We start from the raw sequence: 15,063 nt of genomic DNA on the forward strand, positions 1-15,063 counted from the left end.
GGAGGAGATCCTCACCCCGTTCCGCCCCGGCGACTCCGTGCCCCGGACCCGCGACCTCGGCACCGAACTCGCCAAGGTCCGCCTGTCCGCGCCCACGGGCCCGGCCCTGGAGTCCCTGATCGCCTCCGTGCGGCGCACCGTGCGGGCCGAGATCGTTCCGGATCCCACCGGCTGACCTTCCGTACCTCCCCTTGCCCACTGCCCCGTATGCACACGTCTCGCAGGAGAGCCATGCCTCGACGCCTGTTCACCTCGGAGTCCGTGACCGAGGGCCACCCCGACAAGATCGCTGACCGGCTCAGCGACACCGTTCTGGACGCGCTGCTGGCGGCGGACCCCGCCGCCCGTGTGGCCGTCGAGACACTGATCACCACCGGCCAGGTGCACATCGCCGGAGAGGTGACGACCACCGCGTACGCCGACATCGCAGCCCTGGTGCGCGAACAGATCGTCGAGATCGGCTACGACGCCTCCGCGAAGGGCTTCGACGGAGCCTCCTGCGGGGTGTCGGTGTCCCTCGGCGCCCAGTCTCCGGACATCGCACAGGGCGTCGACACCGGCGGTGCCGGCGACCAGGGGCTGATGTTCGGATACGCGACCGACGAGACACCGGAGCTGATGCCGCTGCCCGTGCAGCTCGCCCATCGGCTTGCCCGGCGCCTGACCGACGTCCGCAAGGACGGCACCCTCGGCTACCTGCGCCCGGACGGCAAGACGCAGGCCACCGTCGAGTACGACGGCGACCGGGCGGTCCGCCTCGACACCGTCGTGGTCTCCGCGCAGCACGCGCCCGGCATCGACCTGGTGGCACGGCTGGCCCCCGACATACGGGAGTTCGTGGTCGAGCCGGAGCTGAAGGCACTGGCCGAGCAGGGGGTGAGCCTGGAGAGCGACTCCTACCGGCTGCTGGTCAACCCCACCGGCCGGTTCGAGATCGGCGGTCCGATGAGCGACGCGGGCCTGACCGGCCGGAAGATCATCGTCGACACGTACGGCGGCATGGCCCGCCACGGCGGCGGCGCCTTCTCCGGCAAGGACCCCTCCAAGGTGGACCGTTCGGCGGCGTACGCAATGCGCTGGGTCGCCAAGAACGTGGTCGCCGCCGGGCTCGCGAGGCGCTGCGAGGTCCAGGTCGCCTACGCCATCGGCAAGGCGGAGCCGGTCGGCCTCTTCGTCGAGACCTTCGGCACCGCGACCGTGGACGAGGGGAGGATCGGGCAGGCCATCACGGACGTGTTCGACCTCCGCCCGGCCGCCATCGTCCGAGACCTCGACCTGCTCCGGCCCATCTACGCGCAGACGGCCGCCTACGGCCACTTCGGCCGCGAACTCCCCGGTTTCACCTGGGAGCGCACTGACCGCGTCGAGGCGCTGCGCAAGGCGGTGGCCACGCCATGACCACAGTCACAGCCACAGCCACCTCACTGAGCTGGGACGAGGGCGCCGTCGTCACCATCGACCAGCGTGCACTGCCGCACGAGATCCGCGAGCTGCGGCTCACGGACGTCGACGCGGTGATCGCGGCAATCGAGTCCCTGGCCGTGCGCGGCGCCCCCGCCATCGGTCTGGCCGGCGCACTGGGCGTGGCGCTGAGCGCCCGGCTGCACAGCGGCCCGGACGGTGTCGACCGTGCCGCCGTGCACGCCGACGCGGAGCGACTGATCGCGGCCCGTCCCACGGCCGTCAACCTCGAGTGGGCCGTGCGGCGCACGCTGACCCGCCTCGACGAGGGAGCCCAGGCCGTGCTGGCGGAGGCGACCGCCATGCTCGCCGAGGACGCCACGCTGAACGCCGCCGCCGTCGAACGCGCTGCCGACCTGGTGGACTCCCTCACGCCCGACCGCCCGCTGCGCCTGCTCACCCACTGCAACACCGGCAGGCTCGCGACCGGCGCCGTGGGCACGGCGCTCGGCACGATCCTGCACCTTGCCGGGCGGGGCCGGGTGCGGGAGGTCCTGGTCGACGAGACCCGCCCGCTGCTCCAGGGCGCCCGCCTGACCGCGTGGGAGCTGGGCGAGGCCGGTGTGCCGTACCGGCTGTGCGTCGACTCGGCGGCGGCCGGCGCGATGGCACACGGTCTGGTCGACTGCGTCCTGGTGGGTGCGGACCGGATCGCCGCCAACGGCGACACCGCGAACAAGATCGGCACCTATGGGCTCGCCGTCGCGGCGGCCCGGCACGGCATCCCCTTCGTGGTCGTCGCACCCGAGTCCACCTGGGACAGCTCGCTCGCGGACGGTTCCGGGATCGTGATCGAGGAGCGTGCGGCGGCCGAGGTGACCCACCTCGCCGACCGGGTGTGCGCTCCCCAGGACGCCCGCGCGTACAACCCGGCCTTCGACGTCACCCCCGCCGAGCTGATCACCGCGATCGTCACCGAGCGGCGGGTGTTCCGGCCGCGGCGCGGCGTTCCGCAGCAGCTCACCGCCGGTGTGGCGGACGACCGTATCGAAGGACTCCTGGAGGAGTTCCCCGACCACCCGGAGCCCGGCGTGGTCTTCCGCGACCTGTCGGCCCTCTACGCGCAACCGGGCCTGCTGGCCGGCCTCGCGGCCCGCGTGGACGAGGAGTTCGGCGGCGCGTACGACCGGGTGCTGGCCGTGGAGTCCCGCGGCTTTGTGCTCGGCGCCGCTCTGGCGGCCCGTACCGGCACACCGCTGACGCTGGCGCGCAAGCCCGGAAAGCTGCCGGGCCCGGTGCACTCGGCGGACTACTCCCTCGAATACGGCATGGACCGACTGGAGTTGCGCAAGAGCGCCATCGCACCCGGCGAACGGGTGCTCTGCGTCGACGACGTGCTGGCCACCGGCGGCACCCTCGCCGCCGCCGCGCAGCTGGTGCGGGACAGCGGGGCCGAGGTCGCGGGCATGGCCGTCGTACTGGAACTGGCCGGGCTGGGCGGGCGCGACCGCCTGTCGTCGCACCGGCTGGCCGCCCTCTGCGAGGTGCCGGCATGACCACACCTGTCCAGGACCTCCGCGGCACACCGCCGGTGACCGATGCGGCCGCCGAACTCGCCCGCTACTCCCGCGTCCTGTACGAGCGCGGCTGGATGCCCGGCACCTCCGGCAATCTCTCGGTACGGCAGGCCGGCGGCCTCAGGGACACGGCCCTGATCACGCCGAGCGGCCGGGACAAGGGCGAGCTGACCCGCGACGACATGGTCACCGTCCACGCCGAGACCGGTGAGCCCCGCCTCCACGGGCCGCTGCGCGCCTCGGCGGAGACCTGCATCCACGCCGCCGTCTACCGGACCACGGGGGCCGAGGCCGTCATCCACGTCCACTCCCCCTACGCGACCGTCGTCGCCTGCCGCGCCGGTGACCCCGCGCGGCGCACGACGGTCCCCCTCACCCGGTTCGAACTGCTCAAGGGACTCGGGCTCGCCGACCCGGCCGCCACCCGCGTACCGGTCTTCCCGAACTGGTCCGACGTCCCCCGTATCGCCGACGACGTGGCCGACTGGCTGCGCGCCACACCGGACGCACCGCCCGGACTGCTCATCGCGGACCACGGCATCACCGTATGGGGCCGTGATCTCGCCCGGGCACTGGCCCGCCTGGAGTGCTTCGAGGCCATCTGCCAACTCCTCGTGCTCGGCGCCCGATCCCGAGAGGACCACCTCCCATGACCCCTTCGACCCCCGTCGCGGACGTCGCCGTCATCGGTGGCAGCGGCTTCTACGAACTGCTCGGCGATGCCCACCCCGTCGAGGTGGACACCCCGTACGGCAAGCCCTCCGACACGATCACCGTCGGCGCCGTCGGGAAGCGCGGCGTGGCCTTCCTGCCCCGGCACGGACGCGGTCACGCCATCCCCGCCCACAAGATCAACTACCGGGCGAACCTCTGGGCCCTGCGCTCCCTCGGCGTCCGCCAGGTCCTGGCCCCCTGCGCCGTCGGTTCTCTGCGCCCTGAGCTGGGACCGGGGACCGTCGTCGTCCCCGACCAGCTGGTGGACCGCACCACCGCCCGGACTCAGAGCTACTACGACCAGGGAGCGGTGCACGTCTCGTTCGCCGATCCCTACTGCGCGCACGGGCGCACCGCCGTCCTCAAGGCCGCCGCGGCGACGGGCACCGAGGCGCAGGACGGCGGCACGACGGTCGTGATCGAGGGGCCCCGCTTCTCCACTCGGGCCGAGTCCCGGTGGTACGCCGCGCAGGGCTGGTCGCTGGTGAACATGACCGGCCACCCGGAGGCCGTCCTCGCCCGCGAACTGGCCCTGTGTTACACCTCGGTGGCGCTGGTGACCGACCTCGACGCCGGCCTCGGCGCCGGGGAGGGTGTCGCCCAGGACGAGGTCTTCCAGGTCTTCGCCGAGAACATCGGCAAGCTGAAGGCGCTCGTGCTCGAGACGGTCGGCCTGCTCCCCGAGGACCGCACCTGCCCCTGCGGGCAGGCGCTGGAGGGCCTCGATCTGCCGTGGGGCCTGCCGTGACCACCGGCCTGCTGCCCGCCCGGCGCCTGCGCGGGTTCGGCACCACCGTCTTCGCCGAGATGTCGGAACTGGCGGCGCGGACGGGCGCGATCAACCTCGGACAGGGCTTCCCGGACACCGACGGCCCGGACCGGATCCGGGAGGCCGCCGTCCGCGCCCTGCGCGACGGCAGGGGCAACCAGTACCCGCCAGCCACGGGCGTGCCCGAGCTGCGCAGGGCGGTCGCCGCCCATCAGCTCCTGTGGTACGGGCTCGATGTCGACCCGGACCGGGAGGTGCTGGTCACAGCGGGGGCCACCGAGGCGATCGCGGCTGCGCTGCTCGCCCTCGTGGAGCCCGGCGACGAGGTGGTCGTGCTGGAGCCGTACTACGACTCGTACGCCGCCGCCGTCGCCATGGCCGGCGGCGTCCGCGTCCCGGTGACGCTGCGCCCCCGCGACGGATCCTTCCGGCTGGACCCGGACGAACTGCGGGCCGCGATCACCGACCGCACCCGGATGCTGCTGGTGAACACCCCGCACAACCCCACGGGCACGGTCCTGTCCGCCGCGGAGCTGGCCGCGCTGACCGAACTCGCCGTGGAAAGGGACCTGCTCGTGGTCAGCGACGAGGTCTACGAGCACGTGGTCTTCGACGGGCGGCACGTGCCGCTCGCCGCCCTCCCCGGGATGCGCGAGCGCACGGTCACCATCGGCTCCGCGGGCAAGACCTTCTCCTTCACCGGCTGGAAGGTCGGCTGGGTGACAGCGCCCGCGCGCCTGGTCGCCGCGATCCGGTCCGCCAAGCAGTACCTGACCTACGTCTCCGCCGGCCCGCTGCAGTACGCGGTCGCCGAGGCGCTGCGGCTGCCGTCGGCCTACTTCGACGGTTTGCGCGAGAACCTGCGCGTCCGGCGCGACCTGCTCGTGGACGGTCTCGAGAAGGCAGGCTTCCTGACCTACCGCCCCGCGGGCACGTACTTCGTGACCGCGGACATCCGCCCGCTCGGCGCCGAGCAGTCCGCGGGCGGCGACGGTGCGGCCTTCTGCCGCGCGCTGGCCGAGCGCGCCGGGGTGGTCGCCATTCCCAGCAGCGTCTTCTACGACCACCGGGCGGAAGGCGCTCCGTACGTCCGCTTCGCCTTCTGCAAGCGGATCGCCGTACTCGAAGAGGCCGTTCGCCGCCTCGGCGCACGGCCGCTCAGTGGAAGGACTCCGTCATGACCCTGTTGATCACCTGGCCCGACACCGGCCCGGAGACCGAACTGCGGCGCACCTCGGACCCCACCGAGATCCAGGCGGCCCTCGCGCCCGTCGGCGTGCGCTTCGAGCGGTGGCCCGTACGTGACGATGTGCCGGCGGACGCGGAGGCCGGTGAAGTGCTCGCCGCCTACCGGGACAACGTCGAGAGGCTGACCGCACAGGAGTCGTTCACCACCGTCGACGTGGTGTCCCTGCACCCGGCCGACGACCCCGACTGGCCTGTCAGGGCCGCCGCCGCCCGCGAGAAGTTCCTGCGCGAGCACACCCACGACGACGATGACGAGGTCCGCTTCTTCGTCAGTGGCTCCGGTGTCTTCTACCTGCACGTCAACGGGGAGGTGCACGCGGTGCTGTGCGAGAAGGGCGACCTGCTGGGCGTCCCCAGGGGCACGGCTCACTGGTTCGACATGGGCATCAGGCCGTCGTTCACGGCGATCCGCTTCTTCCACGAGGAGGAGGGCTGGATCGGCACCTTCACGGGCAGTCCGATCGCGGCCCGCTTCCCCGACTTCGACACGATCAGCACGATCGGCACGGAGCCCGCGGTATGCCCCTGACCATCGCGGCGGACCACGTGGTGCTCGACATCGAGGGCACCACCAGCGCGACCGGCTACGTCCTGGACGTTCTCTATCCCTACTCCCGGGCACGGCTCGGCGCGCTGCTCACCGAACGTGCCGCCGATCCCGCGGTCCGGCGCGCCACGGAGCAGGTCCGGCGGCTCATCGGCGAACCCGACGCGGGACCGGCCCGGGTGGCGGCGGTCCTGCTCGCCTGGCTGGACGAGGACCGCAAGGCCGCCCCGCTGAAGACTCTGCAGGGCATCCTCTGGTCCGAGGGCTTCGCCGCGGGCGACCTGGTGTCCCACTTCTATGCCGACGTCCCGCCGGCGTTGCGCCGCTGGCACAGGGCCGGAACCCGGCTGTCCGTGTACTCCTCCGGCTCGGTGGCGGCCCAGCGCGCCTGGTTCGCCCACAGCCCGGCGGGCGACCTGCTTCCTCTCCTCGACGGCTGCTACGACATCGAGAACGCGGGCCCGAAGCAGTCTGCCGCCTCCTACCACGTCATCAGCGCCGCCCTGGGCAGCGCCCCGGAGCGCACGCTCTTTCTCTCCGACCGCCCCTCCGAGCTGGACGCCGCCCGCACGGCGGGCTGGCTCACGGTACGAGTACGGCGCCCGGGAGAACCGTACGCCGACCGAGTCGGCGGCACTCACCCCGAGACGGCCGCCTTCACGGACCTCCACGTCGGCCCGCCGCGCGACACCTGCGCACTTGACGACAAACACGGTACGCCCGCACGACGCGGTCCAAGGCCTCCGCGGGTTCGGAACACCCGGACGGACTCGGGGCGTTGATCGCTCAGGCGTCGGTCTTACGACGGAGCCGAAGAGTCGCATCGAGAGAACGGAGCATCACAGGTGGATGTCTTCATCATCGGCATCACCGGCGGCATCGGAGGTCTGCTTGCACAGAAACTGCGCTCTCGAGGAGACGCCGTCCACGGGCTGGTTCGCCGAGACGACCAGCAGGCTGAACTCGCGCGACGAGGCGTGACCGCACAAGTCGGCGATCTCGCCAGTATGACGGTGGAGCAACTCGCAACAGCCTTCGGTGACGTCGACGTGATCGTCTTCAGCGCCGGATCGAATGGCGGCAGCAGGGAGGTCACGACAGCCATCGACGGCGACGGGGTCGTCAAAGCGATCAAGGCGGCACGCCTCGCCGGGGTGGAGCGCTTTGTGCTGGTGTCGGTGCTTCCGGAATCATGGCGGGAACGCGACCTCGGAGACGAGGTCGAGTACTACTTCGCCGTGAAGAAGGGCGCAGACGTCGCACTCAGCCGCAGCGATCTGAACTGGCTGATCCTCCGTCCATCACTCCTTCTCGACGGCCCGGGAATCGGCACCGTGTCCCTCGGGCCGGCAGAGTTCCACGGCGAGATCACCCGCGACGACGTCGCCGCCACCCTCGCTGAACTGCTGCACGAGCCCCGGATCGGCCGGCGGATCCTCGAACTCAACACGGGGTCGACACCCATCGAAGAGGCAGTCCTGGCGAACGTCCGCGCTTGACGCAGCCTCGGAGCTGCTGCCGCGCAAGATCCGGGTGAACGCCGTGAGCCCGGGCTTTATCGACACCCCCACCAATGGGCATCCCGGGCCTGAGCGAGGAGGACAAGGCAGGCTTCAGCCGGCTCGGCGACGCCAGGGCCTGTCCTGTCCCGAGGAGTAGACACTGCCGGACGTCTGTGCCGACCGGCCGGTGCACGGACGGCGTGCACCGCGCGAAAGCCGCGGCCGACGGACGATCGCGGGAGAACGTCGGCCGCGGCAGGCACAACGGCGGGACGGTCACGGTGCCTTGGTGTCCTGCTCGGCTGAGGCGTCACCGACTGACCGCCCCCACAGCCCCCGGGCAGGACTCCCTCCCGCAGGGCCCTTGTGCAATTCCTGTGGAGGGCTCAATCTTTCGCTGACGCACAGATGTCGCCCGTTGATTGACATGACCATGCCCTTCGGGCGGCCGACGGGCGTGCACCACACCCCACAGCGCACCACCGATTGAGGAGGACCCCTCAGATGGCAGTGATGCGTACTCCCCACAGATCCACCCGGCGAAGACTGGCCGCGCTCGGCGCGACGGCCACCGCGGCGCTCGCCGCGAGCCTCGTCTCCGCCCTCCCCGCCGGCGCGGCCCCGGCCGCGTCCGAAGGGCGCATCCAGTACGAGGGCGCGGCGAACGCCGTCGCCGACAGCTACATCGTGACCCTGAAGACCGAGAAGGCCGGTTCCGCCGAGGGCCGGGCCCTGGCGCACAAGTACGGCGCCGACATCGAGCGGACCTACACCAAGGCCCTGAACGGCTACGAGGTCGAGGCGTCCGAGACCGAGGCGAAACGTCTCGCCGCCGACCCGGCCGTCGCCTCCGTCGTCCAGAACAGGACGTTCCGCATCACCGGGACGCAGCCCAGCCCGCCGTCCTGGGGACTGGACCGCATCGACCAGAAGAACCTGCCGCTGAACAGCTCGTACACCTACCCGGACAAGGCGGGTGAGGGCGTCACCGCGTACGTCATCGACACCGGCGTCCGCATCACGCACAGCGACTTCGGCGGCCGGGCCTCCTATGGCTACGACGCCGTCGACAACGACAACACCGCCCAGGACGGCCACGGCCACGGCACGCACGTCGCCGGCACGGTCGCCGGCGGTGCCTACGGCGTCGCCAAGAAGGCCAAGGTCGTCGGCGTCCGGGTGCTCAACAACTCAGGCCAGGGCACCACCGCCCAGGTCGTCGCGGGCATCGACTGGGTCGCCCGCAACGCCGTCAAGCCGGCCGTCGCCAACATGTCCCTCGGCGGTCCCGGCGACACGGCCATCGACACGGCCGTACGCAACGCCATCACCTCCGGCGTCACCTTCGTGGTCGCGGCCGGCAACGAGTCCACCAACGCCTCCACCCGGTCTCCGGCCCGCGTCACCGAGGCCGTCACGGTCGGCGCCACGACGTCCAGTGACGCCAAGGCGAGCTACTCCAACTACGGTTCGGTCCTGGACCTGTTCGCGCCCGGCTCGTCCATCACCTCGGCGTGGAGCACGGGCGACTCGGCGACCAACACCATCTCCGGTACGTCGATGGCGAGCCCGCACGTCGCCGGAGCCGCCGCCCTCCACCTGGCCGACAACCCCACGGCCACCCCCGCGCAGGTCTCCGCCGCGCTGACGGCCGCCGCCACCACCGGCGTCGTCACCAGTCCCGGCACCGGCTCGCCCAACCGGCTCCTCAACGTCGGCGGCGGTACGACCACCCCGCCCGGCCCGCGCTTCGAGAACACCGCCGACCAGGCCATCGCCGACAACGCCACCGCCGAGTCCCCGGTGACCGTCTCCGGCGTGTCCGGAAACGCGCCCTCGGCCCTGGCCGTCGAGGTCCACATCGTCCACACCTACATCGGTGACCTCCAGGTCCAGCTGATCGCCCCCGACGGCACGGCGTACACGCTCAAGGCGTACGGCACCGGCGGCAGCGCGGACAACATCGACACCACGTACTCCGTGAACGCCTCCTCGGAGGCCGCGAACGGCACGTGGAAGCTGCGCGTGAGCGACAACGCCCGCTTCGACACCGGGCGGATCGACGCCTGGGCGCTGCAGTTCTGACCTCGCTCATGACCGGCCGTCAGTCTCCTGACGTGTCCGGTACGTAGGCGTCCTCGTCCTCCGGAAAGGGCTTCGGGTCGGTGACCCAGCCCGCCGCGAGGACGAGGCTCGTCTCGCGGTGGACGGCGAGCAGGCCGAAGGGCCGCTCGAAGACCGCCACCGCCCTGACCGTCTCGTACGGCGGCTCCTCCGCCGACCGGCCCCGGTAGATCGCGCTCAACGTGGTCACCACCGCGGCCTTGAAGCCCTCCGCGCCGAACGTGGCCGTCATGGCCTGCCGCGCCGAGCGCAGGACGAGCGGCGCGGGGCTCACTCCGGGGAAGGGGAGGGGGCCCGGCGTGTCACGGGCGGCCGTGGTCAGGCCGAAGAGCCCTCGCGACGCCAGCAGATCGTGCTCCGCCCGCAGGATGAACTCCACGGTGAACAGGGTCAGGGACGGCGGCTCGGCGGTGTGCGTGCGCCGTTTGTGGACGGAGAGGCCCGGGCCGGCGGCACCCTCCGGCAGGCGGCTTCCCGGGACTGTGTCGAGCGTGCCCGCCAGCATGTCCGTCCCGGCCGCCAGCACCTCTCCCGGCGCCATCCGCTCCGTGCCGAGCAGTAGATGGACGTCGACGCCCGTGTCCCCGCGCACGACCACCCGCGTCACGGCTCCCGGCCCGGCCCTTGCCACCGAGACGCCGTCGATGTCCGGCACCTCCCGCACGAGCCCGGCCGAGCCGTAACGGCCCAGCCAGCCGCCGAAATGCCCCTCGAACGGCACCTCCCAGTCCGTCCGCAGGACCAGCGCACTCGCCAGCACCAGGGCCATGTCCGGCCGTAGCGCCGCCGGCATACGCTCGATCGCGCCGCCCGTCCGCCGCGCGGCCCACGCGTCCAGGGCCCGGCGGTCCGCCTCCGGTTCGCCCGTGAGCACCCCGTGCGCTCCCACCGGAAGCTGCGCCGCCCACTCCTTCCGCAGTTCCACCGTCCGCTCGGTCCACAGCCCCAGCGCGGATTCCAGGCCGTCCACCTCCCCCAGCACCCCGAGCAACTCCCGCCCGGCCGTGGCCGCCCGGTCCGCCGGCAGGCCGAGTGCCTCCGTCAGCTCCTCGCGTGTCCGGCCCGTCGCCCCGGCCGCGAGGAAGGCCAGCAGCGGCCAGACCCCGGCCGCCGAGAACACCGTGCCCGCGCGGATCCCCGACGCCCAGCGCGCCGTCAGGCGGTTCACCGCTCCTACCGACGAGTCGATCGTCCGCATTCCGCCCCCGTCACCCTGCCGCTTACCATGCGGCCAGCCGTACGTCGGTTTCCGCACGGCCGCTCTCTCCCACCGCCTCAGCCAGGAGCACCGTACCCGTGTCGATACCCCCGCCCCCCGGAAACCAGCAGCCCCAGGACCCGTACGGCCCGCCGCCTGCGAACTGGGCCCAGGGGCCCCAGGGTTACGGCCCCTGGGGCCAGCACGGCCCCGTCGGCCGACCGTACGGCGCGCCGGTCTCCGTCAACGCGCTCGCCGTCACCTCGCTCGTGCTCGGCGTGCTCTGCTTCCTGCCCGCCGCGGGGCTCCTGGTGGGGCTGATCGCGCTGTGGCAGATCAGGCGGAACGGACAGAGCGGCCGGGGGCTGGCGATCGCCGGCGCCGTGCTGTCGTCCGTCGGGATCGTGCTGTGGACGGTGACGCTGTCCACGGGCGTCGTGTCCGACGCCTGGGAGGCGTTCAAGGACGGGGCGCGGGGCAACGAGAGTCTGTCGCTGAAGAAGGGCGACTGCTTCGACGCGCCCGGCGGCCTGGAGGGTGACACCTACGACGTCGACCCGGTGTCCTGCGACGGCAGGCACGACGGCGAGGTGTTCGCGGTCGTCACGCTGCCGGGCGGCGCGTTCCCGGGTGACGCCGAGGTCACCGACATCGCCGACGAGCGGTGCTACGAGCTCCAGGACCGGTACGCCATGGACTCCTGGGCGATGCCGGCCGACGTCGACGTGTACTACCTCATGCCGTCGAGGGACAGCTGGCGTTACGGCGACCGCGCGATCACCTGCGTCTTCGGCAACACCGACGCGAAGGCCGAGCTGACCGGCTCCCTGCGCGGCGACCCCACCACGCTCGACGGCGACCAGGTCGTCTTCCTGTCCTCGGCCAACACCGTCGACGCGACGCTGTACGAGGAACCCGAGCAGACCCCCGAGGACGACCTCACCGGCCACCGGGCTTGGGCCAGGCAGATGGACGACGTGCTCGGCGAGCAGATCGACGCACTGCGGGGGCACTCCTGGCCGGCCGCGGCCCGGAAGCCCGTCGCCGACCTGGTGAAGGACATGGAGGACGCCCGCGAGCAGTGGTCGAAGGCGAGCACGGCCGGTGACCCGGACACGTACTACACGCACTACGACAAGGCGTACGAGTACGTCGACGGCCCGGCGACCGTCACGGCGCGCAAGGCCCTCGGTCTGGCGACGGCCCCGCCGACCCCGGGAGAGAGCGAGGGCGGGGACTCAGAAGCCGAGGTGTGACGGCGGCTATAGCGGGGAGAAAGTGCCTGCGTAAAGCCCTCGGGGCCACCATGTCATCACATCGAGTGATTCTCTGGCCTTTGCTTGCACCGCACAACCTACGGTTGCCACGCTGTTGCTGTCTGTACAACCTGATGGGAGCGGCCAGTGACATTCGGTGAGCAGCCGGCGTACCTGCGCGTCGCGGGTGATCTCCGCAAGAAGATCGTCGACGGTCAGCTGCCACCGCACACCCGTCTCCCTTCCCAGGCCAGAATCCGCCAGGAGTACGGCGTCTCGGACACCGTCGCCCTGGAGGCCCGCAAGGTGCTCATGGCGGAGGGCCTGGTCGAGGGCCGCTCCGGCTCGGGGACGTATGTGCGCGAGCGGCCCGTGCCCCGGCGCATCGCCCGCTCCGGATACCGCCCGACCGGCGGGGCCACGCCGTTCCGCCAGGAGCAGGCCGACGGCGAAGGGCGCGGCACCTGGGAGTCCAGCAGCGAGCAGTCCGAGGCCAGTGTCGCGGTCGCCGAGCGGCTGGGCATCGAGCCGGGCGAGCGTGTGATGTGCACGCGGTACCTCTACCGCGAGGGCGGCGAGGCGATGATGCTCTCCACGTCCTGGGAGCCGCTCGCCGTCACGGGCCGTACGCCGGTGATGCTGCCGGAGGAGGGGCCGCTCGGCGGCATGGGCGTCGTCGAGCGCATGCGCGCGATCGACGTGATCGTGGACAACGTCACCGAGGAGGTCGGCGCCCGCCCCGGGCTCGCGGAGGAACTGCTCGTCCTCGGTGGCGTCCCCGGCCATGTGGTCCTGGTCATCCAGCGCACGTTCTACGCCTCCGGCCGCGCGGTCGAGACGGCCGACGTGGTCATCCCGGCCGATCGGTACCGGGTCGCCTACCACCTTCCGGTCAAGTAGCGCACGCTCACATCCGTCCCGTGGCGCGCTCCCCGCGCGCCCCGCTCACACGATCACCGCGGGAGCCGTCCTCGGCCGGGGTGGTTCGCGTCCCTTGGCCGGCCGTCGTTCTCGCAGGTCGTCGGCGGTGCTTGCGGTATGCCTCCGACCGGGTGCGTCGAGGTGCGTGGACGGCGCGTTCGTTGGCGTGCGCCCCCTGCGTTCTGGCTGGTTGCGTACCTCTTTGTGAAAAGCCGTATTCGCTGCGTGAAGGTTAGGCGTAGGCTCGGGCATATGCGCATTGCGGTTTCCTTATCGGGTGGGGCACGGCACAGGCCGCGGGTGGGAAGTGGAGGGGCGCGATGAACGACAGCACGATCACTCTTCCCTGGCTCGTGATACGCGAGGACGACAACGGCAACCGCTACCGCGTGGGCCGGTACGCGACCCGGGCCGAGGCCCAGAAGATCGCGGACAGCCTCGACGGCCGCGGCCACAAGCAGCTGTACTGGGTCGAGCGGCYCGGTCAGAACGGGCAGGGCGGGGCGCACGACTGACCTCGGGCATGCCTGCGCTGAAGAGTCGGTGCCCGGCCGCGCTGCCGTAGGCTCCCGGCATGAGTGAGCGGATCGTCGTCGTGGGTGCCGCGCTGGTCGACGACGGACGGCTGCTGGCCGCCCGGCGCAGCGCGCCCGTCGAGTTGGCCGGGCGCTGGGAGCTGCCCGGCGGCAAGGTCGAGCCGGGGGAGACGGCCGACGCGGCGCTGGTGCGGGAGCTGCGCGAGGAACTCGGCGTCGACGCCGAGGCCGGCGGGCGCGTCCCGGGGGAGTGGCCCCTGAAGTCGCCGTACGTCCTGCACGTGTGGACCGCGCGCCTGCGGCCCGGCTCCGCCGCCCCCAAGCCCCTTCAGGACCACGACGAACTGCGCTGGCTCGGCCCCGGCGAGATCTGGGACGTGGACTGGCTCGACCAGGACGTGCCCGCGGTACGGCAGACTCTCGCGCATCTGGCGCCTCTCGGCGGCCCCGGCACCGGAGAAGTGCCCGGCGCCTGAGGCCGGCCGGGGGCGTGCGAGGCCCGAAGGCGGCCATACGGGCGCCCCTTACGCCTTTCGTGCCACAGTGCGCTGCCCCGTGCGGTACTCCGCCCCGGATATCGGGTATGTGCCCATTAACCCTATGAAACAGGACATGGGTGGGCCCGCTGCCGGGGAAGTGATCGGCGTGATCGACACCGAAGGTGACCGCGCCGAGTGGACCTTTCCCGCCGAGCCGGGCGCCGTGCGCACGGCCCGTCAGGCCGTCCGCGGTCGGCTGCGCGGCTGGGGCCTGGACAGCCTCGCCGACCTCACGGCGTTGTTGGTCAGCGAGTTGGTCACCAACGCCCTGCGGCACGCCACGGGCCCCATCGGCGTTCGCCTGGTCCGCCCCTCCGAACTGAACGGCGTCCTCCTGGTGGAGGTGTCCGACCCGCTCCCGGACCCGCCCCGCGAGCGCGCCGCCAGACCCGAGGACGAGAGCGGTCGCGGGCTCCAACTGGTCGCCTCCTCCTGTCGCCGCTGGGGCACCCGGCCCGGTGGTGTGGGCAAGACCGTCTGGTTCGAACTCGCGGTTCCGGAGTGAAAAATCGGTGTACGTCCGCCCTGCCGCTGTCGAGCGAATGGTTCAGGCCAGTGGCGGTTGCCGACGGACGGGATTCGACGACGTGTCCCCTGGTTAGAAGACTGGAAGTGTTCTCACGGTTCGGTCCAAAAACCATCGGGACCGTGCTGTGATCGTGAACACCGTGTTGTGCGGCACCGTAGTGCTGGATACTGCGGGCAGCCGCCCCCGGTGACCGGTGCCGGAC

At 71.9% G+C, this 15,063-nt stretch carries 15 protein-coding genes; 14 read left to right on the plus strand and 1 reads right to left on the minus strand.

Annotation, left to right across the window (positions count from 1 at the left end):
- The first annotated feature begins 231 nt into the window (after positions 1-231).
- The 9 genes from metK (at position 232) to CA983_RS06745 (ending at position 9,843) form a co-directional block, all read left to right on the plus strand.
- A complete protein-coding gene (gene metK / locus CA983_RS06705) occupies positions 232-1,398 on the plus strand; it encodes a methionine adenosyltransferase (protein WP_086599956.1) in 1,167 nt (388 codons plus the stop codon).
- Positions 1,395-2,957: an S-methyl-5-thioribose-1-phosphate isomerase gene (mtnA, locus tag CA983_RS47105; RefSeq protein WP_158101842.1), complete on the plus strand. Its 1,563-nt coding sequence runs from the start codon at positions 1,395-1,397 to the stop codon at positions 2,955-2,957. The genes metK and mtnA overlap by 4 nt, the downstream gene beginning before the upstream one ends.
- Positions 2,954-3,631, plus strand: a complete 678-nt coding sequence (mtnB, locus tag CA983_RS06715) for a methylthioribulose 1-phosphate dehydratase (protein WP_086599957.1) — start codon at positions 2,954-2,956, stop codon at positions 3,629-3,631. Before mtnA ends, mtnB begins: the two co-directional genes overlap by 4 nt.
- Complete coding sequence (locus CA983_RS06720; RefSeq protein ID WP_086599958.1) at positions 3,628-4,440, plus strand: S-methyl-5'-thioadenosine phosphorylase; 813 nt, start codon at positions 3,628-3,630, stop codon at positions 4,438-4,440. Before mtnB ends, CA983_RS06720 begins: the two co-directional genes overlap by 4 nt.
- Positions 4,437-5,642 carry a pyridoxal phosphate-dependent aminotransferase gene (locus tag CA983_RS06725; RefSeq protein WP_279628424.1) on the plus strand — a complete coding sequence of 402 codons (1,206 nt, stop codon included), beginning with the start codon at positions 4,437-4,439 and terminating at the stop codon, positions 5,640-5,642. The genes CA983_RS06720 and CA983_RS06725 overlap by 4 nt, the downstream gene beginning before the upstream one ends.
- Positions 5,639-6,238, plus strand: a complete 600-nt coding sequence (locus CA983_RS06730; RefSeq protein WP_086599959.1) for a 1,2-dihydroxy-3-keto-5-methylthiopentene dioxygenase — start codon at positions 5,639-5,641, stop codon at positions 6,236-6,238. Before CA983_RS06725 ends, CA983_RS06730 begins: the two co-directional genes overlap by 4 nt.
- A complete protein-coding gene (mtnC, locus tag CA983_RS06735; RefSeq protein ID WP_086599960.1) occupies positions 6,229-7,038 on the plus strand; it encodes an acireductone synthase in 810 nt (269 codons plus the stop codon). Before CA983_RS06730 ends, mtnC begins: the two co-directional genes overlap by 10 nt.
- Positions 7,039-7,101: 63 nt before the next feature.
- Positions 7,102-7,755: an SDR family oxidoreductase gene (locus tag CA983_RS06740; RefSeq protein WP_086599961.1), complete on the plus strand. Its 654-nt coding sequence runs from the start codon at positions 7,102-7,104 to the stop codon at positions 7,753-7,755.
- A 507-nt stretch (positions 7,756-8,262) separates the two neighbouring features.
- Positions 8,263-9,843, plus strand: a complete 1,581-nt coding sequence (locus CA983_RS06745) for a S8 family peptidase (protein ID WP_086599962.1) — start codon at positions 8,263-8,265, stop codon at positions 9,841-9,843.
- Positions 9,844-9,862: 19 nt separating this feature from the next.
- Here the strand turns inward: CA983_RS06745 and CA983_RS06750 are convergent, their stop codons facing one another.
- The gene (locus CA983_RS06750; protein ID WP_425276425.1) at positions 9,863-11,050 is read right to left on the minus strand and encodes a serpin family protein; all 1,188 of its coding nucleotides are present in this window, start codon (positions 11,048-11,050) and stop codon (positions 9,863-9,865) included.
- A gap of 128 nt (positions 11,051-11,178) precedes the next feature.
- Here CA983_RS06750 and CA983_RS06755 point away from each other — a divergent pair, with 128 nt between their 5' ends.
- The 5 genes from CA983_RS06755 to CA983_RS06775 all read left to right on the plus strand — a co-directional run bounded on the left by CA983_RS06755 (position 11,179) and on the right by CA983_RS06775 (position 14,837).
- Positions 11,179-12,336: a DUF4190 domain-containing protein gene (locus tag CA983_RS06755; protein WP_086599964.1), complete on the plus strand. Its 1,158-nt coding sequence runs from the start codon at positions 11,179-11,181 to the stop codon at positions 12,334-12,336.
- A gap of 147 nt (positions 12,337-12,483) precedes the next feature.
- Positions 12,484-13,236 (plus strand): GntR family transcriptional regulator, encoded by a 753-nt coding sequence (locus CA983_RS06760; RefSeq protein ID WP_086599965.1) that lies wholly within the window; start codon positions 12,484-12,486, stop codon positions 13,234-13,236.
- A gap of 341 nt (positions 13,237-13,577) precedes the next feature.
- On the plus strand, positions 13,578-13,772 hold the full coding sequence (locus CA983_RS06765) for an SPOR domain-containing protein (protein WP_086599966.1): 195 nt from the start codon (positions 13,578-13,580) through the stop codon (positions 13,770-13,772).
- A gap of 59 nt (positions 13,773-13,831) precedes the next feature.
- Positions 13,832-14,269 (plus strand): (deoxy)nucleoside triphosphate pyrophosphohydrolase, encoded by a 438-nt coding sequence (locus tag CA983_RS06770; RefSeq protein WP_086599967.1) that lies wholly within the window; start codon positions 13,832-13,834, stop codon positions 14,267-14,269.
- Between the two features lie 136 nt (positions 14,270-14,405).
- Positions 14,406-14,837, plus strand: a complete 432-nt coding sequence (locus CA983_RS06775; RefSeq protein ID WP_086599968.1) for an ATP-binding protein — start codon at positions 14,406-14,408, stop codon at positions 14,835-14,837.
- The last annotated feature ends 226 nt before the right edge of the window (positions 14,838-15,063 follow it).

Source organism: Streptomyces swartbergensis, assembly GCF_002148965.1.
GTDB classification, from domain to species: domain Bacteria; phylum Actinomycetota; class Actinomycetes; order Streptomycetales; family Streptomycetaceae; genus Streptomyces; species Streptomyces swartbergensis.

Bases quoted from the DNA above. Each gene is read 5' to 3' on its own strand.
- metK (WP_086599956.1), top strand. From the start codon at position 232: ATGCCTCGACGCCTGTTCACCTCGGAGTCCGTGACCGAGGGCCACCCC.
- mtnA (WP_158101842.1), top strand. From the start codon at position 1,395: ATGACCACAGTCACAGCCACAGCCACCTCACTGAGCTGGGACGAGGGC.
- mtnB (WP_086599957.1), top strand. From the start codon at position 2,954: ATGACCACACCTGTCCAGGACCTCCGCGGCACACCGCCGGTGACCGAT.
- CA983_RS06720 (WP_086599958.1), top strand. From the start codon at position 3,628: ATGACCCCTTCGACCCCCGTCGCGGACGTCGCCGTCATCGGTGGCAGC.
- CA983_RS06730 (WP_086599959.1), top strand. From the start codon at position 5,639: ATGACCCTGTTGATCACCTGGCCCGACACCGGCCCGGAGACCGAACTG.
- mtnC (WP_086599960.1), top strand. From the start codon at position 6,229: ATGCCCCTGACCATCGCGGCGGACCACGTGGTGCTCGACATCGAGGGC.
- CA983_RS06745 (WP_086599962.1), top strand. From the start codon at position 8,263: ATGGCAGTGATGCGTACTCCCCACAGATCCACCCGGCGAAGACTGGCC.
- CA983_RS06770 (WP_086599967.1), top strand. From the start codon at position 13,832: ATGAGTGAGCGGATCGTCGTCGTGGGTGCCGCGCTGGTCGACGACGGA.
- CA983_RS06775 (WP_086599968.1), top strand. From the start codon at position 14,406: ATGGGTGGGCCCGCTGCCGGGGAAGTGATCGGCGTGATCGACACCGAA.